Here is a 21,353-nt window from a genome sequence, read left to right as displayed (position 1 = left end):
CCTACGAGGAACCGAAGAACCCCGAGCTCAAGGTCGAGACCGAGAACGTCGACGTCGACAACTGCGCGCACCAGGTCATCCTGAAGCTCGAGCAGATGGGCCTGATCGGGCTCGGGAACGGTGGCGCCGGCAGACAATGAAGGTAAAGGCACTGACACCGGAGGCACGCCTGCAGCGGATCGTCGATTGCGGTCTCTGCATCGGATGCGGGCTCTGCCAGTCGGTGGCGGGGCGCGACAAGGTCCAGGTGAGGAAGGCCGCGGACGGCGAGTTGCGGCCCGAGGCGATGCCGGATCTGGACGACGCTGCCGTGGACCGCATCCATGCGACCTGTCCGGGAACCCGGGCCGAGGGGCTGCCGCCCGATCTGGCAGCGGAGGCGCCATCCACGGATCCGGTCTGGGGACCGCTCCATCGGATCGTGCTTGGCTGGGCGGCCGACCCCGCCGTCCGGCACGAAGGCTCGACGGCGGGCGTCCTGACGGCGCTTGGACAATACCTGCTGCGATCCGGTCGCGTGGATTTCGTGCTTCATGTCCGGGCTTCGGTGGCGCAGCCGAGCTTTGGCGAGGCGGTTCTGAGCCGCACCGAGGCCGAGGTGCTCGCCGGCGCGGGATCCCGCTATGGGCCGACCGCGCCACTCATCAACCTCGATGCGGCACTCGCTCTCGGCAAGCCCTTCGCGCTGATTGCCAAGCCCTGCGATCTCAATGCGGTGCGCAACCTCGCCCATCTCGACGAGAGGGTGAACCAGCTGATCCGCTACTGGCTGACGCCGGTTTGCGGTGGCTACATGCCCGACAGCTCGCTCACCAAGGTGCTCGCGGATCGCGGGATCGAACGAAGATGACGCGGCTGCGCTACCGGGGGCTTGGCTGTCCGGGGCCGACGACGGTCGGGTTCGCAGACGGAAGCGAGACCTCCATGCATTACCTCGACTTCTGGGGCGAGGATGAAAGCGCCTGGTCGCTGCCGTTCCGCTGCAAGATCTGCCCCGACGGCGTCGGCGAGGGCGCCGACATCGCCGCCGCCGACACCTGGCCCGGCGCGAGCCCGGATCGCGAGGCGTCAAGAACCGATCCCGGCGTGAACTCGCTCCTGATCCGTACCCGCGCCGGGATGGAACTCATCGCGGCGGCGGTCCGCGACGGGGCGCTTGCGTTAGGGCGCGAAGTGGATGTGGCCTACATGAACGACACCCAGCCGCATCAGGTCACGAAGAAGCGGTTCGTCCATGCGCGGCACGCGGGCCTGCGCGACGCGGGTTCGCTGGCGCCCGACTGCGTCGGCCTGCGGATCGAGCACCTGTCCGCGATGAACGACCCGGCGGAGAACCGGGTGCAGCGCGACGGCTCCATGCGGCGGGCGCTGGCCACCGGCCGGGGCGGTGTGGAGTAACGCCCGCCCCTAGGAGGCCGCCTGCCGCGCGCGGCGCGGAACCAGTGCCTTGAAGAGGTCCCGCATCGCCAGCTTGCCGACAACGCGCCCGTCCTCGGTCACGTCGAAGGCGTGATCCGCGTCCCCGCCGGCGCGTTCGAGCGCCTGCTCGAGCGTCGCCTCGGCGTCGATTCGGTCTTGCCCCGCAGTGCCGTCCGCGGCCGCCATCACCGAGCGGACCCTGAGGACCCGCGCCCGGTTGATGTCGCGGACGAAGTTCTCGATGTAGTCGTCCGCGGGCTTCAGGATGATCTCCTGCGGTTCGCCCTGCTGGACGATCCGGCCGTCCTTGAGGACGACGAGGTGATCGGCGAGCCGCAGCGCCTCGTCGAGGTCATGGGTGATGAAGATGATGGTCTTGTGCAGTTCCCGCTGCAGTTCCAGCAAGAGCGCCTGCATGTCGGTGCGGATGATCGGGTCGAGCGCCGAGAAGGCCTCGTCCATCAGCATGATCTCGGCTTCCGAGCAGAGCGCGCGGGCGATGCCGACGCGCTGCTGCATGCCGCCCGAAAGTTGGTGGGGATAGTGTGTCTCGTAGCCCTTCAGACCGACCCGCTCCAGCCAGCGGCGCGCGTTCTCGCGGGTGCCGGCGCCCGGCTCGCCGCGGATCGTCGGCGCGAGCGCGGTGTTGTCGAGCACGGTTCGATGCGGCAGAAGCGCGAACTTCTGGAATACCATCGACATCCGTGTCTGGCGCAGTCTGCGCAACTCCTCGTGCGAGAGCCGCGTGACCTCGGCGCCGTCGAGCAGGATCTCGCCCGCGGTAGGCTCGATCAGGCGGTTGAGATGCCGGATCAGCGTCGACTTGCCCGAGCCCGAAAGGCCCATGATGACGGTGATCTTTCCGGCATGCATGTCGACGTTGATGTCCTCGAGGCCGAGCACATGGCTGTACCTGGACAGAAGCTCCTGCTTGCCGACGCCCGCGCGCACATGGCCAAGCATCGCCTTCGGGTCGGAGCCGAAGATCTTGTAGAGGTTGCGGATCGAGAGTTTCGGCTGCGGACTTTGCATGTTCATTCCGGGCCCCTCAGTGCTTGGTAGCGCGGTTGACCTGGGCGAGGGCCGCCTTGGTCACGCGGTCGAGGACGATGGCCAGCATCACGATCGCGAGGCCGGCGACGATGCCGACGCCAAGCTCGAGCTTGTTGATGCCCCTCAGCACCAGCGCCCCGAGCCCCGGCGCCGAGACCAGCGAGGCGATCACCACCATCGCGAGCGACATCATGATGGTCTGGTTGACACCGGCCATGATGTTCGGCAGCGCGAGCGGGATCTGCACGCCGAAGAGCTTCTGGCGCGCCGACATGCCGAAGGCCTCGGCGGCTTCGAGCACGTCCTTGTCGACGAGCCGGATGCCGAGATCGGTGAGGCGGATCGCCGGGACGATGGCGTAGAGGATGATGGCGATGCCGTAGAGCTTCGATTCCGTCACGCTGAAGAGGAAGATCAGCGGGATGAGGTAGACGAAGGTCGGCAGGGTCTGGAGCATGTCGAGGACCGGGATCACCGACCGCTGGAGCCGGTCGCTGCGCGACATGGCGATGCCGATCGGCACGCCGATGAGGACGCAGATCACGGTGCAGACAAGGATGATGGCGAGCGTCTGCATCGCGTAGGTGTAATGGTCGACGAAGGCGAGCATCACGAGAACGCTCGCCACGAACAGGGTGACGCGCGCGGAGCGCGCCGCGAACTGGACGACGACCAGAAAGATCGGGATCACGATCCACCACGGCATGGCAAGGATCGCCCAGAGCGCGCCGTCGATCGCCCAGCTCAGGGGCTGGGTCAGCGGGTCGAGCACGAACTTCAGTGGGTCCTTGATGTCGAGAAACACGCGTTCGAGCCCCGCCGTCAGCTCGCGCGTCCGCGGGATCGCGCCGCAGGCCTCGTGCAGCGCATCGAGCGAGGGAAAGGGCATGTCCCAGGGGCTGGTCTCGGCGACCTTGCCGGTCTTTGCCAGCAGGTCCGCCAGCGACTGGGGGCCGCCGGTGCTGCCCGCTTCGCACCAGTCCTTGAGGCCGAGCGTCTCGAAGAAACCTGAATAAGCCGCCATCGCCGCCCCCCTTCACTTGTGTTCAGCCGGTTGGCCCGGCTTCGGCTATAGACGGGGGCGGCGACCGCCCCCGCCCGGTTTCAGGTCATTCGAGCAGAGCCGCCAGCTTGCCGCGGGCGTCGTCGCTCAGCCAGGCGCCCCAGACATCCTTGTAGGTCGTTAGGAAATGCGCCGTGGCCTCATCGGCCGAGGCCTTGTTGTCTTCCTGCCAGGCGAGCACCTCGTTCATCTGCTCGTTTGTGAAGGTGACCTTCGACATCAAGTCGGCGACCTCGGGATTGCTGTCGGCGAAGGTCGTCGTGACGGCGGTGACGACGCGGGCGCTCGGATAGGGCGACTTGCCCGGCGTCGCGCAGTCCGCGGTTGCGTTGCAGGCGTGGGTATCGGCGTCGAACTCGCCGATGTTCACCATCGCCATCGGGTACTTGCCAAGGACCGAGGTCGGCGCCCAGTAGTAGCCGAACCACGGTTCCTTGTTCTCGTAGGCCGAGGCGATAGCAGCGGCCAGCGTCTCGCCGGAGCCGTGGTTGAAGACCTCGAGGCCGCTGCCCTCGAAATCCCAGGCCTTCACGATATTGTCGTTGGTGACCCGGCAGCCCCAGCCTTCTGGGCAGTTGTGGAACTTGCCGCCGACAAGCTCGGGATTGGCGAGGATGCCTTCCATCGTGGTAAGCTCGGGGTGTTCGTCCGCGAGGTATTGCGGGATCCAGAACGCCTCTACGCCGCCATCCGAGAGGACGTCGCCAAGTGTCTTCACCTTGCCGGCCGCCTCAAGCCCCGGATAGGCCGGCGCGGTGTTGACCCAGAGCTCGGTCGCGATGTCCGGCTCGCCCGTCTCGGCGATCGAGGTGACGGCGGGCAGAGTGGAGGACGGGACCACGGTGACGGTGCAGCCGTAGCCGTTCTCCATCAGGAATTTCGAGACCGATGTGACCACGGCCGCCGAGGCCCAGTTCATCTCGGTGATCGAAACCTCGCCGCATTCGGCAAACGCGGCCTGCGCGGACAGGGCGAGGGCCCCACCCGTGATCGCGGCTTTCAGAACAGTCGTCTTCAAGTGAGTTCTCCCTTTTTGACATGGACATATCCGCCGGCTGGCCCGGTTCTCGTTGGTTTTCACGCGGCGGCCGAAGCCGGCCGCCGGTTCGGTGCGTGGCGCGATCATCCGTTCGATCGCGCCTCGTCGACATAGATCCCGAGCGCGTGGCGCCGGTTGTGGAAAGCCTCGATCGAGATGACCACCTCCTCGCCCGCTTCGGCGATGACGAAGGCGATAAGCACCTCGAAGAACGCCGTCAGCGCGACGGTCGATGTGAAGAACTGCGGCGTCTCCGTCGGGACGAGGAAGCGGTTCTGGGCGTCGGCCATGATCGGCGAGCCGAGACTGTCGGACACGGCGATGACCCTGACGCCCTGCGCGCGCGCCGCGGTCACGGCTTCGACGACCTCGCGTCTGTAGGGGTGAAACGTCATCGCGATGAGCACGTCGCGCTCGTCCGCCCGCGCGAGCCCGTCCACCGGAAGCGTTCCGCCGTTCGGCAGTGCTCGCACGCCGTCGATCGCCATGCCTGCCAGGTAGGCAAAGTTCTGGGCGACCGGGTTGGTCACGCCGACACCGAGAACGAATGTGCGGCGCGCTGCGACGATCGCCGCCGCCGCCGCCGCGATCGCGTCATGGTCGGTCGAGGCGTAGAAACCTTCGAGGTTGTCGATCGAGGCTTCCGCCGAAGCGGCATAGAGCTGACCGAGCTCGCCCCTGCGCGAGATCCCCTGCAACCATCGCGCCCGGTCGGGATAGGTCTCCCGTCCCTGCCGAATGTCGTTGCGGAAGATCTCGCGGAACGACTCGTAGCTCTCCAGCCCGACGGCGCGGGACAGCCGAACCAGGGTATTCGGCTTGACGTCGGCCTTCGCCGCGAGTTGGCGGATCGAGCTTATCCCGATCTCTGTGGGATGATCGAGCAGGTACCCCGACAGCTTCGCAAGTTCCGGCGTCGTGTCGAGCCGCAGCGCCTGCAGGCGGTTCAGGATATCCGTGCTTGTCGTCATCGGAAGAACATTTGTTTTTTCTGACATCATGAAACGTACAAACGTTTGCATAATCTGTCCAGCCAGTCTATTCGGCCCTTGGGCGCCTCCCCATCCCCGACGGCCGGCACCCAGACGCGGGCGATCTGATGGCCGATCGCCGCCGCGCCGGCGGGCATTGCTGCGGCTCTCACGCCGCGGGCATCCAGCGATGATCATGACCTGTCACTTTCCCTTCAGCCCAAGTTCCCGGACGCCCCGAGAGTGGTTCCATCCGATCAATCGTGACGGAAGACCCGCCGCGCAACATGAGAGCAGCGAATTCGGAAAATGCGTTTTCGTACATTCGCGATTTCGAACGGCGCTTGCGGCACTTGCCTGTTTCCGCGCCGGCGCGCGAAATGCGGGTGTCAGGGTTGGAGGGTGCAATGACGCGCGGTGGAATTGGCGGCCGGTCCGGAGGGCGCGCTGAACGTGTCGCGAAACGTCTGGCAGCACCCGAGGTAAACCCTTGTGCACCCGGACAGGTCGGCGGCTTCTACAAGCCGCTGTCCGAAGCGGAGATCGTCGCGATCTACGAGACCGCGCTGCGCCTTCTGTCCGAACTCGGCATGGGCGAGGTGCCCGAGGTGCTCGAGCGGCGCTTCCTTGAGGCCGGGGCGCGGAAAGCGGACGCGCGCATCCTCTTCCCGCGTGCGATGGTCGAACGGTGCATCGGCCTCGCGGCAAGGACCTTCACGTTTCACGGCCGCGACCCTGGCCGCTCGATCGAGGTCGGTGGTGACCGGGTCCATTTCGGCACCGGCGGTGCGGCGGTCCAGACCCTCGACCTTGAGACCGGCCGCTACCGGCCCTCGACGCTGCGCGATCTGTATGACTTCACCCGGCTCCAGGACACGCTCACCAATGTGAGCTGGTTCACCCGCTGCTGTGTGGCCACCGACGTCGCCGACAGTTTCGATCTCGACGTGAACACGGTCTTCGCGCTCCTGAAGGGCACGACGAAGCCGGTCGCGACCTCGTTCACGCTGGCCGAGCATGTGGCGCCGATCCTGCGCATGGTCGACATGGCGCTCGGCCATGAGGGGGCGTTCCTCGGAACGCCCTTCCTCAAGGCCCATATCAGTCCGGTGATCTCGCCGATGCGCTTCGGCGAGGACGCGGTTCTGGTGACGCTCGCCTGCATGGAGCATGGCTTGCCCCTGTCCTGCATCACCGCCGCGCAGTCCGGTGCGACGGCGCCCGCGACGCTTGCGGGATTCCTCGCGCAGTCTCTGGCCGAGACGCTCGGCAGCCTGATGATGGTGAATGTCTTCAAGCCAGGCTATCCGATGGTCTTTTCCAACTGGCCGCTGGTCATCGACCTCAGGACCGGCGCCTTCGCAGGTGGCGGCGGCGAGATCTCGGTTCTGAACGCGGCCTCGGCGCAGATCTCGAACTGGCTCGGACTGCCCTCGGGTGTCGCCTCCTCGATGACCGACGCCAAGGCGATCGACGCGCAATACGGGGTGGAAAAGGCGCTCTCCTCGCTCGCCGCCGGCCTCGCGGGCGGCAACCTGATCTACGAGAGCTCTGGCATGACGGCCTCGCTCCTCGGTGCCTCTTTCGAAGCCTTCGTCATCGACAACGAGATGCATGCGATGATCTACCGCGCGCTTCGCGGGATCGAGGTGACCCCGGATACGCTCGGCTTTGACGCGATCTGCGAGGCGGTTCTGGGCGAGGGGCATTTCCTCGGCGGCGCGCAGACGCTGGCGGCCATGCAGCGCGATTACTACTATCCGCGCCTGGCCGACCGCGACGCCCCGATCACCTGGGCCGAAAAGGGCCAGCCCGATGCCTGGACGCGGGCGAAGGCGGCGGCGCGCGAGGTGCTTGCTACGCACCACCCGGCCTATCTCGATCCCGCAGCCGAGGAGCGGATCCGCGCCGAGTACAACATCCTTCTCGAGGCGTGACGGCGTCCCTGAGCGCACATAGGCCGTTCAGTCCCGGCGCCGCGGTCAGCCGATGTTGGAGCGCATCACTTCGCACGGATCCTTTTTTCGCTCGCGCGCGGTCCGGCTGCCCTTCTCGGCCCAGGTGATCGGGCTCTTGCCGCCGCTTGCGCCCATCAGGCAGGCCAGCCTGGGCCAGCGTCGGCCCGGTTGCGTCAGGGAGATTTCTTGACCGGGCCATCCTTTGATAGCCCCGCGTCTTCTTCGGGGTTGGCGGCCGCGACCGGGGTCTTCGATAGAGGTTCGTCCCGGACGTTCCTGTTGTCCTCGTCAGTGACCGTACCCGGAGATCCTTCGGGCGGATAGATGATCGTGTCGTCGATCTTCTTTCTCTTCTCCCCGGAAAAATCTGGAAATGGCAGTTCAAGCTGCTGCCGCCAGCGATCCACGGCATGCGCGGCGGCCTCGGTCTTGTCGGGGTCGAGCCCAGCATCACGGGAAACATAAAGGGTGGTCGACGGAAAGGCGAAGGAGGTACCGGCGTCCTCGACGACCTGTTTCACACGCAGGAAGAAGTCCTCGCGGATAGCATAAAAGTCATTCCATTCCGTCGTCTTGGCGTAGACCCGGACCTCAATGTCCAGCGATGAGGTTCCGAAACCGACCAACCGCACGCGAACGCTGTCATTGTCGATCCGCGGATGCGCGAAGGCTATTCGCCGCAACTCGGCCAGGACATAGCGCAGCTGATCACTGTCGGTCTCGTAGCGCAGTCCGATCGTCTGCTCTATCATCATCTCGTCACATTCGGCCCAGTTGACCAACTCCATCGTGGCGAACTGGGCATTGGAAACGGTAATGAGCGTGCGGTCGAGCGCGCGCACCTTGGTTGACCTTACGCCGATCCGCTCGACCGTTCCCATGTAGGAGCCGAAGGCGCAGAAATCCCCGACACGCACCGGTCGGTCGAGATAAAGGACCAGCCCGCCGACGAGGTTTTCCAGCGTGGGCCGGATCGCCAACGCAGCGGCGAGCCCGCCGACGCCGAGACCGGCAAGAAGGCTGAGAAGCGGCAGGCCCAACGTCTGCGCGCCATAGGCAACGATCCAGACCGCGCCGACAATGCCGACGATCTGTCCGACAAGGTGCATCAGGCTCTGATCAATTTCCAAAGCCTCTCGCTTCGGGTTCCGGCTGATCGCGTCGAATCCGGCGATCGCCGCATTCCAGAAGACCGCGGCCAAGGTCCCGAACCAGGCGATCGTCAAGAGAGCGTAGAGGAACTCGGCGAAGGTGCCGGTGACGTTTAGCTGGTATCGAAACAGGTAGGCGATAGAGATGAGAGTCATCAGAATCGCTGCCGCATAGGCCAGCCGCGCGACCGGATCGATTAGGCGCTCCTCCGTCAGCTCGCCGGGCAATGCCCGGCGCGCGAACAACAGGACTGCCAAGGCTATCATGCACGTCGCCGTCGCCAGCAAAGCCTTCCACAGCGGCGTGCCGAGAATGTCGCGTTTAAGCGAGTCCGGAAGTGCCGTGATGAAATCCGTCGGGATCCAAGGCCCGGCGAAGACGCGCAACTCGTGACTCCAGTCTCGTGCCGCATCGCCGATCCCGTCGCTGCGCAGCCCGCGCAATAACCGCGGCGCGATCTGGATCGAGCTTTCGGCGAACAGGAATTCGCTGTCGCGACTGCCGCCGTCAATCCGCCTGATCACCAGCGGTGTGGAGGGAATTGGATAGGTCCGGGCACCTCCGTCCGACATCGCTTCCTCGTCGGGCACCCGGCTGACATCGAGAGGATCGGGCCTTTCGAAAACCTCCAGCAGCGCCATTGCCGTGTTGATGCCGCTGTCGCGCCGGGTTGCCGCCGATACCGCCGACAGATCGATGAGCGACTCAAGATCCCGAAGGATCGCGAGTATCTGCATGTAGGCTTCGATGCCGCGATCGGCTCGATCGGCTGTGAGACTGTTGCCTAGCTCGCGCCCGACGGCCGAGAAGCTTTCGATGGTCTGCCTGGGGTGTCGGTCCTGACCACCGGCAGGTTGTCGTCGATGGCGTCGCTGACGCTGAACGTCTGATGCGAAAACACCCCGGCGATCGCCGCGACGGCGGCGATGATCGCCAGGTAAAGCGCAACTATTCTGGCGAGACCATCCATCCGTCATGCGCCCTGTCGGAACGGGGTCACCGTGGGCATGTCAGTACGCTTCGACAAGGTCGGCCTGCATCACGTAACTGACCTCGACATTCGACTTCCCATCGGAATAGGTCACTTGCTCGGTGCGCAAATCGGCCTCGAGCGTGCCGTTGATCCAGACCGGCGTGTAGAGACCGGAAACCGCGACCCCCTGCGGATAGGTCACATACACCATCTGGTTGGGTGGCGGCGGCGGCGTGTGGATGCAGGCGCCGACTGTCGGCACCAGAAGGAATTCGGTGGCCTTGCCGTCCTGGATCTCAAGCGGCAGCAGGTAGCCCGGGATGCGGACGTTCTGGCCGACATGCTCCGGTACCGTCGAAACCGACGCGGCAAGCCGCTTTTCCATGATGATCTCGCGCTGCTGGAACAACCATTCGACATCAAGCCCCTGTTCATCGAGGCGCGCGCGTGCCGCTGCGGCTTCCTCCGGCAGCGTGGAGGCAGGATTGTCGCCTGCAGCAGCCTGCGCCTTCAATACGGTTCTCAGGTCCCGCATCTGGTCCACAGACAAATCGGCAAAGGGGTTATCGTAGGGTTCCGGCGCTGGCGCCAGCATGTCCCAGTTGAGCTCCATGGGCCGGGCCAGCGCGATGGATCCGCACAGGCCGGCAACCAGCGCGAGTCCGACAAGGATATTGGCTCTACGCATCGCGCACTCCTCGCTTCTAAAGTTTGAATGATAGGCCATCGGCCAGTGTCATGCGATAGACACGCGCCGCGGGCAGAACGCTTGCCACGGTACCTGCCACGAGAACCGCCAGAACGAGACCGACTTCGCGCTGCATCAGCGGCCCGGCCCCCAGCCGAAGACCGAAACGCGCGGCCAGATAGGGTTCCAGCAGCACCGATACCGCCCAGAGCGAGGCCAGGCCCACCACGATCCCGATCGCCGTGATCAGGACCGATTCCAGGACGATCAGGGAAAAGATGCGCGCCGGCGTGGCGCCGACCGAGCGCAGGATGGCAAATTCGCGACGGCGTACCTCCAGCGAGGCCGAGATCATCACGACCATGCCGATGATCCCCGCAAAGGCCACGGCAGAAGCCATGGCCAGCAAGGCGGTTTCCGCGGCCCCGGTGATCGACCACAGTTGCAGCAGCGCAACGTTTGGCAGAACCGCCGTCAGGGGCTCGGCCGGGTAGTCGTTGACCGCCCGCTGCACGGACAGAACAGCGCCGCGATCGACCAGACCGACATAGACCGCGTTGATCTTGGCCGGCTCGTGTCCGGCGTGTTCGGCTGGAGCTTCGTGGGGATCGGTGTCGCCTCGAACGTGGCCAGCTTCGCCGTGCCCCGCCTCGCCCAGGTCTTCGATTTCCTGTCCGGTCATTCCGGCCTGTTCCGCGCCGAAACTAACACCATCGAGAGCGGCAAAAGGATCGTCAGCGCCGGTTTGGCGGTCCGCGTGCAGGCGATCGAAGCCCTCGAGCGACACATAGACCATCCTGTCAACCGCCGTGCCGGTCGGGGAGAGAATGCCCGAAACGGTAAACGGCGACTCGTCATGAACGTCAAAGGCGATTTCCCCTGCGCCATGCGCGTTCACGATCGTTGTGCCAACCCGATAGCCAAATCGGCCAGCGATCTCAGCGCCGATAACCGCGCCGCCCTGGTCCGCAAACGCGTTGCCTTCGGCAAAGCTCAGAGCCTGGCCCCCGCTGTGCCGGAAATGGTCGAAGTAGCCCGCCGTCGTGCCTACGACCGGGAAGCCGCGGTGATTGTCACCCAGCGCGATGGGCACGGCCCAATTCACCTCTGGCAGGTCCGCGATCATCTCGTAGCTGTCCCAGCCGATGCCCGGACCTGTCGAGCCGACGCCGAACACGGTTCCCATCAGGATCTGCACCGCGTCGCCGCGGGCCGCGGCAATCAGATCGATGCCGGAGGCCGAACTCGCAAATCCATCCTTCGCGCTGTTCCGCAAGCGTTCGACGCCGACGACGAGGAACACGCTCAGCGCGATCGACAGGACCGTGAGCGTGACGACGAAGCGCCGGTTCCAAAGACTTTTGATTCCGAGGTTCAGCAATGAGGGCGCGCCATGTTGATCTCTGCAATGTCGATGACGCGGTCGAAATGCGCTTCAAGCCCGCGGTCGTGGCTGACAAACAAGAGCGCGGCACCGACGGCGGCGCATTCGCGATCCAGAAGATCGACGAATTGCCCCTTGGCCCCGTCGTCAAGCGCCGAGGTCGGTTCGTCCGCAAGGATAAGGTCGGGCGCCCCGATCAGCGCCCGAGCGGCGGCGACACGCTGCTGCTGCCCGACGCTGAGCGAAATCGACGGTGAAACGTGCAGCGCCGGATCGGTCAGTCCCAGCTCGACGAGCAACCGGCGCGCGGTGGCGGCCGGATCGGCTCCCGCCCGATCTCGCCTTCTGCGGGAAAACCGGCAGGGCAAAAGGACGTTCTCCAGCGGGCTGAGCCAGGGGATCAGGTTGAACAGCTGAAAGATCATCCCGATCTTGTCGCCCCGGAACTGGTCCCGCGCGCTGCCTTTCAACTTGCCGATGTCCTTACCCGAAACGTGGACCTGCCCGACGCCGATTTCGATCACACCGGCCAGCGCGGACAGAAGCGTCGATTTTCCCGATCCGCTCGGCCCGCGCAGGAACAGACGCTCGCCGCGCGCCAGTTCGAGATGGTCGATCGACAGCACCGCCTTCCGCTGCCCCGGCCAGCTGAACCTCAACGAAGAAATCTCGAATGCCTTTTCGTCTGGACCGGCCAAGATTGTCGTTCTCCCAATGGGCGGCTTGCGCCCGGATCCTGATGCCCATGTCTGGCTGGTAACCGCCGCTGCGGCATTCTCAACCAATGCCCGCCGTTGCGCCGCGCCGGGCCGATGCATTTATTCAGTCGGCACGACGGTATACGACCCACCCCCGTTGAAGACGGAATAGGCTGAATTCGCCATCCAGCGTACGGCGCCGGTGATCGGCTCGTTGCCGCCCGAAGCCGCGTCAATCGAATTTCCTGAGGCCAGGGCCTGCCCGATCATCTGCACCATCGCGGGCGATTCCGAGAACTTCCCGTGGTTCAGGTTGTTAGGATCTTGCACGGCCGTCATGTCGATCACTGTAACCCCCAGTTTCGCCAGTTCCTCGGCATCCGCATCTCCGACCCTGTTGACCCCGTGGGCAAGGAAACGGGACGTGGCCAGGGCCTTGTCGTCGGCCGAGATCAGCACATAGAACTTGCGGTCATCTGGATTGAAGACCGACATCTGGTCCCTGAACACATCCATGTCGATATCGGCCGAGGCGAGGATGATGGTTTTCAGCTTGCCGCTCCGGTTATAGGTACCCTCGACCTGGGCCTGACGCATCGCCTCGACCGTAAGGAAATTCCCCATCGAGTGCGCCAGGAGGTCGATGGACGTGGCGTTCGACCTGGCCAGAATACGGCTCGCCGCAATGAGGTCGTTGCGTGCGGCGAGCGCACTGTTGATGTCGTAGACGTAGTCCAGAAACTTACCCGCCGACGCCCAGGAAAACAGCACCGGAACCCCTCTGAATCCGGTGTCTTCGACGAACTGGCCCATTCGCAGAACGGCATCGGCATAGGACGTGTTGTAGCCATGCACGAAAGCCAGGATCGTTCGGTCGCTTGCAGGCCGTTCGCGCAAGGCGCGGTTCAGGTCGGCGAGAAACGCGGAATCGGTGGCATAGACTCTTGGGTCGATCACCGTCGATTCCCGTCTCGGATCCGGCACAGACCGCCGCGGTCGCTCGATCCGGCCGATCTCGTGCGTCGGCGGAATCGTCACGGTAACCCGGGCGAAACCGAGAGTTCGGGCCCGGTCTCCGGAATACATGAGCGCCGGATCGCTCGCCTGCGACCGCGACGTCAGCACGAAGAGGTCATGCGATCTGACGCCGGGTACCGACGAAGAAGGCTCCCTCGGATTCTCGACCCCGATGATCTGGTCTTTGGCGGACCCCGAGCACCCGAGCAGAACAAACAAGGACAGCAAACAGATCAGGGCTCTCAGCCCAGTTTCCATCGCCAAGACATACCGACCGGCGACTCCGGGCGACAGCAACTCCAGTCGTTTCATGTACACGGCGTCCGTTCTCTTCCCATCACCCGTTGACCAAGTACATCATCTGCACAACCCGGCCGGCCTGGATCCGTCAGAACGGGATCTTGACCCCCAGGAACGCACCGGAAAGATTCAGGTCATTGAACGGGCCATAATTGTCCAGGTCCCAGTCAAGATAGCGGTAGCCGAACGAAAGATCGACCTTTTCGAGCTGACCCTCCCCCAGTGAAGTGGTCCGCCGTTGTGCTTGGGAAAACGGAGGATCGGAATGGCTACGAAGCGGCACAAGCCGGAAGAGATTGTCACGAAGCTGCGGCAGGTTGAGGTGCTTGTCGGGCGGGGGATGGCGCGGGCGGATGCGATCCGTGAGGTTCGCATCACCGAGCAGACCTACTATCGCTGGCGCAAGCAGTATGGCGGGATGGGAACCGACCAACTGAAGGAACTCAAGCGGCTGCAGAAGGAGAACGAACGGCTGAGGAAAGCCGTGTCGGACCTGACGCTCGACAAGCTGATCCTGACGGAGGCCGCCCGGGGAAACTTCTGAGCCCCGCTCGTCGCCGCGCCTGTATCGATCATGTGCGCAATGAGTTGGGCGTCTCGGAGCGTCGCGCCTGCCGGGTGCTGCACCAGCATCGCACGACGCAGCGCAAGCTGCCGAGAGGTCGGGCTGATGAGGAGCGCCTGGTTGCGGACATGATCGAACTGGCGCGACAGTATGGGTGCTACGGCTATCGCCGGATCGCGGCCCTGCTGCGAGACGCGGGCTGGCAGGTCAACGACAAGCGCGTCGAGCGGTTATGGCGGCGGGAGGGGCTGAGGGTGCCTGCGAAACAACCGAAGAAGGGCCGGCTCTGGCTGAACGACGGGTCGTGCGTCCGGCTGCGACCCGAGTATCGGAACCATGTCTGGAGCTACGACTTCGTCCACGGCCGGACCGACGACGGCAAGGCATTCCGGACGCTGAACATCCTCGACGAGTTCAGCCGGGAGTGCCTGGCGATCAAGGTCGAGCGCAGGCTCAACGCCACCAGCGTCATCGACGCGCTGAGCGACCTGTTCATCCTGCGCGGCGTCCCCGCCTTAATACGATCAGACAATGGTCCCGAGTTCGTCGCCCAGGCGGTGCGGGACTGGATCGCGGCGGTCGGCGCCAGGACGGCCTACATCGAGCCGGGATCGCCATGGGAGAACGGATACTGCGAAAGCTTCAACGCCCGGTTCCGCGACGAACTGCTCAACGGCGAGATCTTCTACAGCCTCCGCGAGGCACAGATCCTGATCGAACAATGGAGGAGGCACTACAACACGAAGCGACCGCACAGTGCCTTGGGCTACCGCCCACCAGCCCCTGAAACCGTCATCCAGGTGAACCAGAGGCCAGTCATGCACTAACACTCAAATTGGACCACTCAGGTGGGGCTGGCCATGGTGATTTTCCAGAACCGGGTTTTCCCCAAGCTTGTCGGCAGCGTGGTTCCGGATCCGCGCTGGATGGTGTTCATGCTGCCGCTCAGCTGGCACGGCGAGTACCGCTTCAACGGCGTTGTTGCCCGTCCCTTGGACGTGTTCATGGCCGGGGGGCCTTCCGGCTACACGACGGTGGGCGAGGCGCGCAATACCGTGGCCATCGGTGTGCGAAAGTCGCGGCTGGAGCGCGATATGCGCGCGCTCGCCGGCGATGCGGAAGTCCGGCTGCCGCGGAACCGGCGCCTGCTTCTGTCCGGAGCGCGATCGTCCACCTTGCGGCAGCGGGTTCTGACTGCAATGAACTCGGCCATGAGCAGCCCCTTGGGGGAGGGGCGCTTTATCCTGCCACAAACTGTGGAGGCCGATCTCATGTCGCTGCTGTCGGCGGTCGTTCTGTCCCATCCGACCGAAAGCGGCAGCCGTGATCCTGGAAGGCTACGGCCCGATCAGGTCGTGCGTGACGCGCTGCGCGCTAAACATGTTCAGGGCGAGCCGGTCGTTTCACTGGCGCAACTATGCGCGGCGAGCGGGGTTGGCCCGACTTGGTTGAGCAAGTGTTTCCATGAAAGCCTGGGCGTTTCTCCCGTCGCCTATCTGCGCGCACGCCGTCTCTCGGCGGCCCGAGCGCGGCTTCTGGACCGATCTTGTCCGCCCGCTTCGGTCAAGGATGTAGCCCTGTCCTTAGGTTTCATGAACCTCGGCCGCTTCGCCGCCGATTACCGCGCCATCTTCGAAGAGAACCCGTCCGATTCTCTCGTGAGAACGATCCGGAATGGCTCTTTCGAGGCCCGGGTGCCCCTTGGCGTCCCTCACTGAACTGGCCCGCCGCTTCCTTAACATAGCCGTGGACCGGTTCAGCGAGGGAGGCCCATACCGAAGCGCCAAGGCCGTGCACAGCCAGTTGGCAACACCGCCATTCAACGGATAGATGTTCCGGTGATCGCGCACTTGGGCCGCAGTTTGTCCCGAGGGTGACTCGCCATGGAGGCCGCCAGGTAATGAAGACGACTTCCCTCGACGCCGCCGATATTCGCATCCTTTGTGCTCTCCAGCAACATGGGCAGCTCAGCAAGTCCAAGCTGGCGGAGTACGTCGGGCTTTCCCCTACTCCGTGCTGGGCGCGCTTCGCCAGGCTGAAGAATGCGGGGTTGATACGCGGGTACCATGCGGACCTCGCGCTCGGTAAGATCGTCCACATATCCAAGGTCGTCGTGACCGTTTCTTTGAAAAGTCACCGCAAGGCGGATTTCGACCGCTTCGAGTCGCATGTCCGCAACCTTCACGAGGTCACCGACTGCGTCGCGACGGGCGGCGGGATGGACTATGTGATGACGGTTGTCACCACCAGTCTTTCCGTATTCCAAAGCCTGATGGACGAGATGCTGTCGGCAGAACTCGGGATCGACCGTTACATGATCTACATCGTGACCAGGGAGGTTAAGTCCGCTCAGCCGAATCTTGGTCGCCTGGTCGCCGGCCGGGAAATCTGACCCGCAAAACACATGTCGGCGGCGAATAGTCCGAACGGTCTCGGATCTGCCTAAGATTGGTCCGTTCGGTCTCCTTTACCTCGTTCTTTGGCCCGCTGTCGCATGCCGATGGCAACTAGAACACGCTCAGTTCGACGAGGTCGCGCGGACCATCGAGGGCGCGCAAACAAGGGCAATCAGCATGTCACAAGCAGATGATTTCGGTTTCGGAACCCAGATCCGGAAATCCCCGTACTTCGACGCCACGGTCCGCTGGGGCGCAAAGGCGTTCTCGGTGTACAACCACATGTACATCCCGCGCGACTTCGGAGACCCCGAGCAGAACTTCTGGAACCTGATCAACGACGCGATCCTGTGCGACGTTGCGGTCGAGCGGCAGGTCGAGATCACAGGCCCCGATGCCGCCAGGTTCGCCCAGATGCTAACCCCTCGCGATCTTTCGAAAATGGCGATCGGGCAGTGCAAGTATGTGCTCATCACCAATGCAGATGGCGGCATTCTGAATGATCCGATCCTGCTGCGTCTGGCCGAGAACCACTTCTGGATCTCGCTGGCCGACAGCGACATCCTGCTTTGGGCGCAGGGCGTCGCCGTGCATTCGGGCCTGGATGTCACGATCCGCGAACCGGATGTTTCGCCGCTGCAGCTTCAGGGGCCGAAGTCCGGCGAAGTGATGAAGGCGCTCTTTGGCGACGGCATCATGGACCTGCGCTACTACTGGCTGCGCGAGGTCGAGCTGGATGGCATTCCGCTCATCGTGTCGCGCACCGGTTGGTCCAGCGAACTTGGCTATGAGCTTTACCTGCAGGACGGATCGCGCGGCGACGAGTTGTGGGAAAAGATCATGGCGGCGGGAAAGCCCTTCGGCCTGAAGCCCGGCCACACCTCCTCGATCCGTCGCATCGAAGGCGGCATGCTTTCCTATCATGCCGACGCCGACATCAATACTAACCCCTACGAACTGGGGCTCGACCGGCTCGTGAACCTCGACATGGAGGCCGACTTCATCGGTAAAGCCGCGTTGCGCCGGCTCAAGGAACGCGGCGTGAGCCGCAAGCAGGTGGGCCTCGTCATCGATGGCGCGCCCCTGAAAGGCCCCAACACCACGTTTTGGACCATCAACAAGGATAGCGCCGCCATCGGCAAGGTCACGTCGGCCGTCTATTCGCCCCGGCTGGAGCGGAACATCGCCCTCGCGATGGTCTCGGCGGACAGTGCGCAGATCGGCTCCGAAGTCGAGGTCGTCACCGCGTCCGGCCCGGTTCGCGCCAGGATCGTGGAGCGCCCCTTCTACGATCCGCAGAAAAAGCTCGCCGCCGCCTGAGCGCCACCTCCAAGACAGGAAAACGCAGTCATGTCCGACCTTTCGATCGAACTGCACTGGCACCGCGCCGAGCCGGGCTTTCAGCCTGGCGGATACTCGGCCGAGCACGTCGTGCGCTACAACAACAGCTACGAAGTGCAAGCAGACGCCGCCCCGGACTGGGGCGGCAAGGCGGAAAACACGAACCCCGAACAGGCGCTCGCTTCTGCTCTGTCCAGCTGCCACATGATGACGTTCCTCGCGCTGGCCGCCAAGGCCAACTGGCCGGTGGCAAGCTACCACGACCACGCCGTCGCCCACCTCGGCAAGAACCCGAAGGGACAGATGTCCGTCACGCGCATCGACCTTCATCCGGTGGTGCGCTTCGACACGGGTTTCGCGGTCGAGGACAAGAAGCTTGAGGAGATGCAGGACCGCGCCCACCGCTACTGCTTTATCGCCAACACCCTCGCCGAGAGCGTCGAGATCAACATTCTTTAAACCCCCGGCAAGCGAGGAAACTTCATGCAAGAGAGCAGTATCCTGCTGCGTGATCGCGATGGCGACGGCATACTTCGCCTGACCTTGAATGACGCTCGCCGCCGCAACGCACTGTCCGAGGCGATGCTGGAGGAGCTGGCCTCGGCCTTTGCCGAGGCTGGGGCAGATCCTTCGGTGCGTGTCGTCATCTTGGGAGCAAACGGGCCGGCGTTCTGCGCGGGCCATGACTTGAAGGAAATGACCGCCGGCCGCGAGGCTTCCGATCACGGCCGGGGTTATTTCACCAAGGTTATGGCGATGTGTTCAGGCGTGATGCAGGCAATCTTGAACTGCCCGAAGCCCGTCATTGCCGAGGTAACCGGGATTGCGACCGCGGCAGGCTGCCAACTGGTCGCGAGCTGCGATCTTGCCGTCGCCGCGGACACCGCGCAGTTCTCCACACCGGGCGTCCATATCGGGCTCTTCTGCTCCACGCCGATGGTGGCGCTGTCACGAAACGTTGGCAGCAAGCACGCGATGGAAATGCTCCTGATCGGGAACATGACATCGGCCGCTCGCGCGGCCGAGATCGGCCTGGTCAACCAGGTCGTATCTGCGGACGCGTTGCGGGAGACGACCCTGGCGATGGCCCGTACGATCGCGTCGAAATCCAGCATGACTCTCGCCACCGGAAAGCGCGCGTTCTACGCGCAGCGCGAGATGCCACTGGCAGAGGCCTATGATTACGCCTCCAGAGTGATGGTCGACAACATGCTCGCCCGCGACGCCGAGGAAGGCATCGGTGCCTTTATCGAGAAACGCGCACCCAAGTGGCACGATCAGTGAGGACATCCGTGCAGAATCCCTACAACACCGATCTGGATCGCAATGCCGCGAACTACCAGCCGCTGACACCGCTGACGTTTCTGGAGCGCGCTGCCAGCGTCTTTCCCGAGCACACCGCGATCATTCACGGCGCGCTGCGTCGCAACTATGCCGAGTTCTATGCGCGCTCGCGGCGACTTGCCTCGGCATTGACCAAGAACGGGATCCGGCGCGGCGATACAGTCTCGGTGCTGTTGCCCAACACGCCGGCGATGCTGGAATGCCATTACGGCGTACCGATGTGCGGGGCGGTCCTGCACTCGATCAACACAAGGCTGGACGCGGCGATCATCGCCTTCCAGCTCGACCACGCCTTGTCGAAGATCGTCATAGTGGACCGCGAGTTCATGCCGCTGATGCAAGAGGCGCTGGCCCTCGCCACGGTGACGCCCGTCCTGATCCAGTACGACGATCCGGAATACGATGGTGAACCGACACATTTCGAGGCCGCCGATTACGAGGTGTTTCTGACCCGTGGCAACCCCGATTTCGCCTGGCTGATGCCTGAGGATGAATGGGACGCGATCTCGATCAACTACACCTCCGGCACGACCGGCGATCCCAAGGGCGTCGTCTCCCATCACCGGGGCGCCTACCTTCTGGCGCTGGGCAACGCGCTCACGACGTCGATGCAGAAACACTCGGTCTATCTGTGGACCCTGCCGATGTTCCACTGCAACGGCTGGTGTTTCCCCTGGACGGTGTCGGCCATTACCGGCACTCATGTCTGCCTCAGGCAGGTCCGCGCCGAACCGATCTGGAACGCGCTCGCCGACGACGGCGTGACGCATCTCTGCGGCGCCCCCATCGTGATGTCTCTGCTGATCTCGGCGCCCGATACGATCAAGCGCGCCCTCGACCATAGCGTCCAGTTCTTCACAGCCGCCGCGCCGCCGCCCGAAAAGTTGCTGGCCGACATGCGGGACGCCGGCTTCGAGGTGACGCATCTTTACGGTCTGACGGAAACTTATGGTCCTGCGGTCGTCAACGACTGGCACGAAGCCTGGTCCGGACTGCCGCGGGGTGCACAGGCCGCGCTGAAGTCACGCCAGGGCGTGCGCTACCTGGCGCTGGAGCAGCTGGATGTTCTGAACCCCGAGACGATGCGTCCCGTTCCGCGCGACGGCAAGACCATCGGAGAGGTCATGTTCCGCGGCAATGTCGTGATGAAGGGCTACTACCGCAATCCCAAGGCAACGCAAGAGGCTTTCGCCGGCGGCTGGTTTCACTCTGGCGATCTGGCGGTCATGCATCCCGACGGCTATGTCCAACTCAAGGACAGGTCCAAGGACATCATCATCTCGGGAGGAGAGAACATTTCCTCGATCGAGGTCGAGGAGGCGCTGTACAGGCACCCGTCGGTCGCTGTCGTTGCCGTCGTCGCGATTCCGCACGAGAAATGGGGCGAAACGCCCTGCGCGTTTATCGAATTGGCCGAGGGCCAGAAGGCGGATTCGGAGATGCTGCGCGCGTGGTGCCGCGATCATCTTGCCCCCTACAAGGTTCCCGGCAAGTTCGTCTTCATGCCCATTCCGAGAACTTCCACAGGAAAGATCCAGAAATTCGTCCTGCGTGAGCAAGCTCGAGAAATGGCGACAGCGTAACACGCCATCTTGACCCTGTTTAACCGGGCCTTCGGCAACGTTGCCGTCATCGGGACGCGGTGCGGATTACACCTGTGGGGCAGATGGGTCGTGTATCCCGGTGGCTACGTGTGATTCACCATGTGAGGGCGATGCTCATCAGGATTTCGGCGGCCTGACGGTCGGGGTCTCGTTCCACTCTCCATCGCCGAGGAACGTGATCCCCCTCGTCGTCATGCAGCGCGGCAGGGGGGCGATGTCGGGCCCAAGCCGGCGGTTCTGCTCCCGCCACGTCATGAGCATACGCAACTCCTGCTGTCCTCGGCTCCCGAGATGGCTCCGCGATGGCTGGACAGGGTGCTGGGCGCACGCGAAACCGGATGCGCCCGTACATGACTGAAATCAATTCATCAAAAGACATATCTAATGA

Annotated in this window: 21 protein-coding genes; 10 read left to right on the top strand and 11 right to left on the bottom strand. The window is 64.0% G+C overall.

What is annotated here, in order from left to right; all coding sequences use genetic code 11:
• Nucleotides 1-136: 136 nt before the first annotated feature.
• On the top strand, nucleotides 137-850 hold the full coding sequence (locus R5H32_RS15290; RefSeq protein ID WP_318339553.1) for a coenzyme F420 hydrogenase/dehydrogenase beta subunit N-terminal domain-containing protein: 714 nt from the start codon (nucleotides 137-139) through the stop codon (nucleotides 848-850).
• Nucleotides 847-1,398, top strand: coding sequence for a Coenzyme F420 hydrogenase/dehydrogenase, beta subunit C-terminal domain (locus R5H32_RS15285; RefSeq protein ID WP_318339552.1), 552 nt, complete (start codon nucleotides 847-849; stop codon nucleotides 1,396-1,398). Before R5H32_RS15290 ends, R5H32_RS15285 begins: the two co-directional genes overlap by 4 nt.
• A gap of 9 nt (nucleotides 1,399-1,407) precedes the next feature.
• On the opposite strand, the gene R5H32_RS15280 is transcribed toward R5H32_RS15285, so the two are convergent.
• The 4 genes from R5H32_RS15280 to R5H32_RS15265 form a co-directional block, all read right to left on the bottom strand.
• Nucleotides 1,408-2,457, bottom strand: a complete 1,050-nt coding sequence (locus R5H32_RS15280) for a betaine/proline/choline family ABC transporter ATP-binding protein (RefSeq protein ID WP_318339551.1) — start codon at nucleotides 2,455-2,457, stop codon at nucleotides 1,408-1,410.
• Between the two features lie 10 nt (nucleotides 2,458-2,467).
• Nucleotides 2,468-3,496 carry an ABC transporter permease gene (locus R5H32_RS15275; RefSeq protein WP_318339550.1) on the bottom strand — a complete coding sequence of 343 codons (1,029 nt, stop codon included), beginning with the start codon at nucleotides 3,494-3,496 and terminating at the stop codon, nucleotides 2,468-2,470.
• A gap of 85 nt (nucleotides 3,497-3,581) precedes the next feature.
• Complete coding sequence (locus tag R5H32_RS15270; RefSeq protein WP_318339549.1) at nucleotides 3,582-4,553, bottom strand: ABC transporter substrate-binding protein; 972 nt, start codon at nucleotides 4,551-4,553, stop codon at nucleotides 3,582-3,584.
• Between the two features lie 104 nt (nucleotides 4,554-4,657).
• Complete coding sequence (locus R5H32_RS15265) at nucleotides 4,658-5,545, bottom strand: MurR/RpiR family transcriptional regulator (protein ID WP_318339548.1); 888 nt, start codon at nucleotides 5,543-5,545, stop codon at nucleotides 4,658-4,660.
• A 407-nt stretch (nucleotides 5,546-5,952) separates the two neighbouring features.
• On the opposite strand from R5H32_RS15265, the gene R5H32_RS15260 reads away from it, so the two are divergent.
• Nucleotides 5,953-7,482 (top strand): trimethylamine methyltransferase family protein, encoded by a 1,530-nt coding sequence (locus R5H32_RS15260; RefSeq protein ID WP_318339547.1) that lies wholly within the window; start codon nucleotides 5,953-5,955, stop codon nucleotides 7,480-7,482.
• Between the two features lie 194 nt (nucleotides 7,483-7,676).
• On the opposite strand, the gene R5H32_RS15255 is transcribed toward R5H32_RS15260, so the two are convergent.
• From R5H32_RS15255 to R5H32_RS15230, 6 genes are read right to left on the bottom strand one after another with little or no spacing between them, the layout of a single operon-like run.
• Nucleotides 7,677-9,392, bottom strand: a complete 1,716-nt coding sequence (locus R5H32_RS15255; protein WP_318339546.1) for a mechanosensitive ion channel family protein — start codon at nucleotides 9,390-9,392, stop codon at nucleotides 7,677-7,679.
• Nucleotides 9,393-9,439: 47 nt separating this feature from the next.
• The gene (locus R5H32_RS15250; protein WP_318339545.1) at nucleotides 9,440-9,625 is read right to left on the bottom strand and encodes a hypothetical protein; all 186 of its coding nucleotides are present in this window, start codon (nucleotides 9,623-9,625) and stop codon (nucleotides 9,440-9,442) included.
• Nucleotides 9,626-9,665: 40 nt separating this feature from the next.
• Entirely contained in the window at nucleotides 9,666-10,316 is a 651-nt protein-coding gene (locus R5H32_RS15245) for a DUF3299 domain-containing protein (protein ID WP_318339544.1), read from the bottom strand.
• Between the two features lie 16 nt (nucleotides 10,317-10,332).
• On the bottom strand, nucleotides 10,333-11,697 hold the full coding sequence (locus tag R5H32_RS15240) for an ABC transporter permease (RefSeq protein WP_318339543.1): 1,365 nt from the start codon (nucleotides 11,695-11,697) through the stop codon (nucleotides 10,333-10,335).
• Nucleotides 11,691-12,518, bottom strand: coding sequence for an ABC transporter ATP-binding protein (locus tag R5H32_RS15235; protein ID WP_318339542.1), 828 nt, complete (start codon nucleotides 12,516-12,518; stop codon nucleotides 11,691-11,693). The genes R5H32_RS15240 and R5H32_RS15235 overlap by 7 nt, the downstream gene beginning before the upstream one ends.
• On the bottom strand, nucleotides 12,519-13,727 hold the full coding sequence (locus tag R5H32_RS15230; RefSeq protein WP_318339541.1) for an alpha/beta hydrolase: 1,209 nt from the start codon (nucleotides 13,725-13,727) through the stop codon (nucleotides 12,519-12,521).
• Between the two features lie 253 nt (nucleotides 13,728-13,980).
• Between R5H32_RS15230 and R5H32_RS15225 the strand changes: the two genes are divergently transcribed.
• The 7 genes from R5H32_RS15225 (at nucleotide 13,981) to R5H32_RS15195 (ending at nucleotide 20,944) form a co-directional block, all read left to right on the top strand.
• Nucleotides 13,981-15,107, top strand: a protein-coding gene (locus R5H32_RS15225) for an IS3 family transposase (RefSeq protein ID WP_318339540.1) whose coding sequence is annotated in 2 segments (ribosomal slippage) — nucleotides 13,981-14,245 and nucleotides 14,245-15,107 — 1,128 coding nt in all. Because the reading frame shifts where the segments join, the coding sequence is not laid out codon by codon here.
• 33 nt (nucleotides 15,108-15,140) lie between these two features.
• Nucleotides 15,141-15,998 carry a helix-turn-helix domain-containing protein gene (locus R5H32_RS15220; protein ID WP_318339539.1) on the top strand — a complete coding sequence of 286 codons (858 nt, stop codon included), beginning with the start codon at nucleotides 15,141-15,143 and terminating at the stop codon, nucleotides 15,996-15,998.
• Nucleotides 15,999-16,180: 182 nt separating this feature from the next.
• Nucleotides 16,181-16,672 carry an Lrp/AsnC family transcriptional regulator gene (locus R5H32_RS15215; protein ID WP_318339538.1) on the top strand — a complete coding sequence of 164 codons (492 nt, stop codon included), beginning with the start codon at nucleotides 16,181-16,183 and terminating at the stop codon, nucleotides 16,670-16,672.
• A gap of 181 nt (nucleotides 16,673-16,853) precedes the next feature.
• Entirely contained in the window at nucleotides 16,854-17,996 is a 1,143-nt protein-coding gene (locus tag R5H32_RS15210) for a glycine cleavage T C-terminal barrel domain-containing protein (protein WP_318339537.1), read from the top strand.
• A 30-nt stretch (nucleotides 17,997-18,026) separates the two neighbouring features.
• Nucleotides 18,027-18,476, top strand: a complete 450-nt coding sequence (locus R5H32_RS15205; protein ID WP_318339536.1) for an OsmC family protein — start codon at nucleotides 18,027-18,029, stop codon at nucleotides 18,474-18,476.
• A gap of 24 nt (nucleotides 18,477-18,500) precedes the next feature.
• On the top strand, nucleotides 18,501-19,301 hold the full coding sequence (locus R5H32_RS15200; protein WP_318339535.1) for an enoyl-CoA hydratase: 801 nt from the start codon (nucleotides 18,501-18,503) through the stop codon (nucleotides 19,299-19,301).
• Nucleotides 19,298-20,944 carry an acyl-CoA synthetase gene (locus R5H32_RS15195; protein WP_318339534.1) on the top strand — a complete coding sequence of 549 codons (1,647 nt, stop codon included), beginning with the start codon at nucleotides 19,298-19,300 and terminating at the stop codon, nucleotides 20,942-20,944. Before R5H32_RS15200 ends, R5H32_RS15195 begins: the two co-directional genes overlap by 4 nt.
• A 138-nt stretch (nucleotides 20,945-21,082) precedes the next feature.
• Here R5H32_RS15195 and R5H32_RS15190 read toward each other — a convergent pair whose 3' ends face one another.
• Nucleotides 21,083-21,226, bottom strand: a complete 144-nt coding sequence (locus R5H32_RS15190; protein ID WP_318339533.1) for a hypothetical protein — start codon at nucleotides 21,224-21,226, stop codon at nucleotides 21,083-21,085.
• Nucleotides 21,227-21,353: the final 127 nt, after the last annotated feature.

The organism is Defluviimonas sp. D31 (assembly GCF_033436765.1).
GTDB lineage: Bacteria > Pseudomonadota > Alphaproteobacteria > Rhodobacterales > Rhodobacteraceae > Albidovulum.
This window is presented reverse-complemented; position numbering and strand designations above follow the sequence as displayed.

Coding starts and splice junctions, on each gene's coding strand:
- R5H32_RS15235 (WP_318339542.1), bottom strand. CDS start 12,518: ATGCATCGGCCCGGCGCGGCGCAACGGCGGGCATTGGTTGAGAATGCC.
- R5H32_RS15280 (WP_318339551.1), bottom strand. CDS start 2,457: ATGAACATGCAAAGTCCGCAGCCGAAACTCTCGATCCGCAACCTCTAC.
- R5H32_RS15265 (WP_318339548.1), bottom strand. CDS start 5,545: ATGACGACAAGCACGGATATCCTGAACCGCCTGCAGGCGCTGCGGCTC.
- R5H32_RS15250 (WP_318339545.1), bottom strand. CDS start 9,625: ATGGATGGTCTCGCCAGAATAGTTGCGCTTTACCTGGCGATCATCGCC.
- R5H32_RS15215 (WP_318339538.1), top strand. CDS start 16,181: ATGAAGACGACTTCCCTCGACGCCGCCGATATTCGCATCCTTTGTGCT.
- R5H32_RS15275 (WP_318339550.1), bottom strand. CDS start 3,496: ATGGCGGCTTATTCAGGTTTCTTCGAGACGCTCGGCCTCAAGGACTGG.
- R5H32_RS15245 (WP_318339544.1), bottom strand. CDS start 10,316: ATGCGTAGAGCCAATATCCTTGTCGGACTCGCGCTGGTTGCCGGCCTG.
- R5H32_RS15230 (WP_318339541.1), bottom strand. CDS start 13,727: ATGAAACGACTGGAGTTGCTGTCGCCCGGAGTCGCCGGTCGGTATGTC.
- R5H32_RS15255 (WP_318339546.1), bottom strand. CDS start 9,392: ATGCAGATACTCGCGATCCTTCGGGATCTTGAGTCGCTCATCGATCTG.
- R5H32_RS15210 (WP_318339537.1), top strand. CDS start 16,854: ATGTCACAAGCAGATGATTTCGGTTTCGGAACCCAGATCCGGAAATCC.
- R5H32_RS15285 (WP_318339552.1), top strand. CDS start 847: ATGACGCGGCTGCGCTACCGGGGGCTTGGCTGTCCGGGGCCGACGACG.
- R5H32_RS15220 (WP_318339539.1), top strand. CDS start 15,141: ATGGTGATTTTCCAGAACCGGGTTTTCCCCAAGCTTGTCGGCAGCGTG.
- R5H32_RS15205 (WP_318339536.1), top strand. CDS start 18,027: ATGTCCGACCTTTCGATCGAACTGCACTGGCACCGCGCCGAGCCGGGC.
- R5H32_RS15200 (WP_318339535.1), top strand. CDS start 18,501: ATGCAAGAGAGCAGTATCCTGCTGCGTGATCGCGATGGCGACGGCATA.
- R5H32_RS15290 (WP_318339553.1), top strand. CDS start 137: ATGAAGGTAAAGGCACTGACACCGGAGGCACGCCTGCAGCGGATCGTC.
- R5H32_RS15260 (WP_318339547.1), top strand. CDS start 5,953: ATGACGCGCGGTGGAATTGGCGGCCGGTCCGGAGGGCGCGCTGAACGT.
- R5H32_RS15190 (WP_318339533.1), bottom strand. CDS start 21,226: ATGCTCATGACGTGGCGGGAGCAGAACCGCCGGCTTGGGCCCGACATC.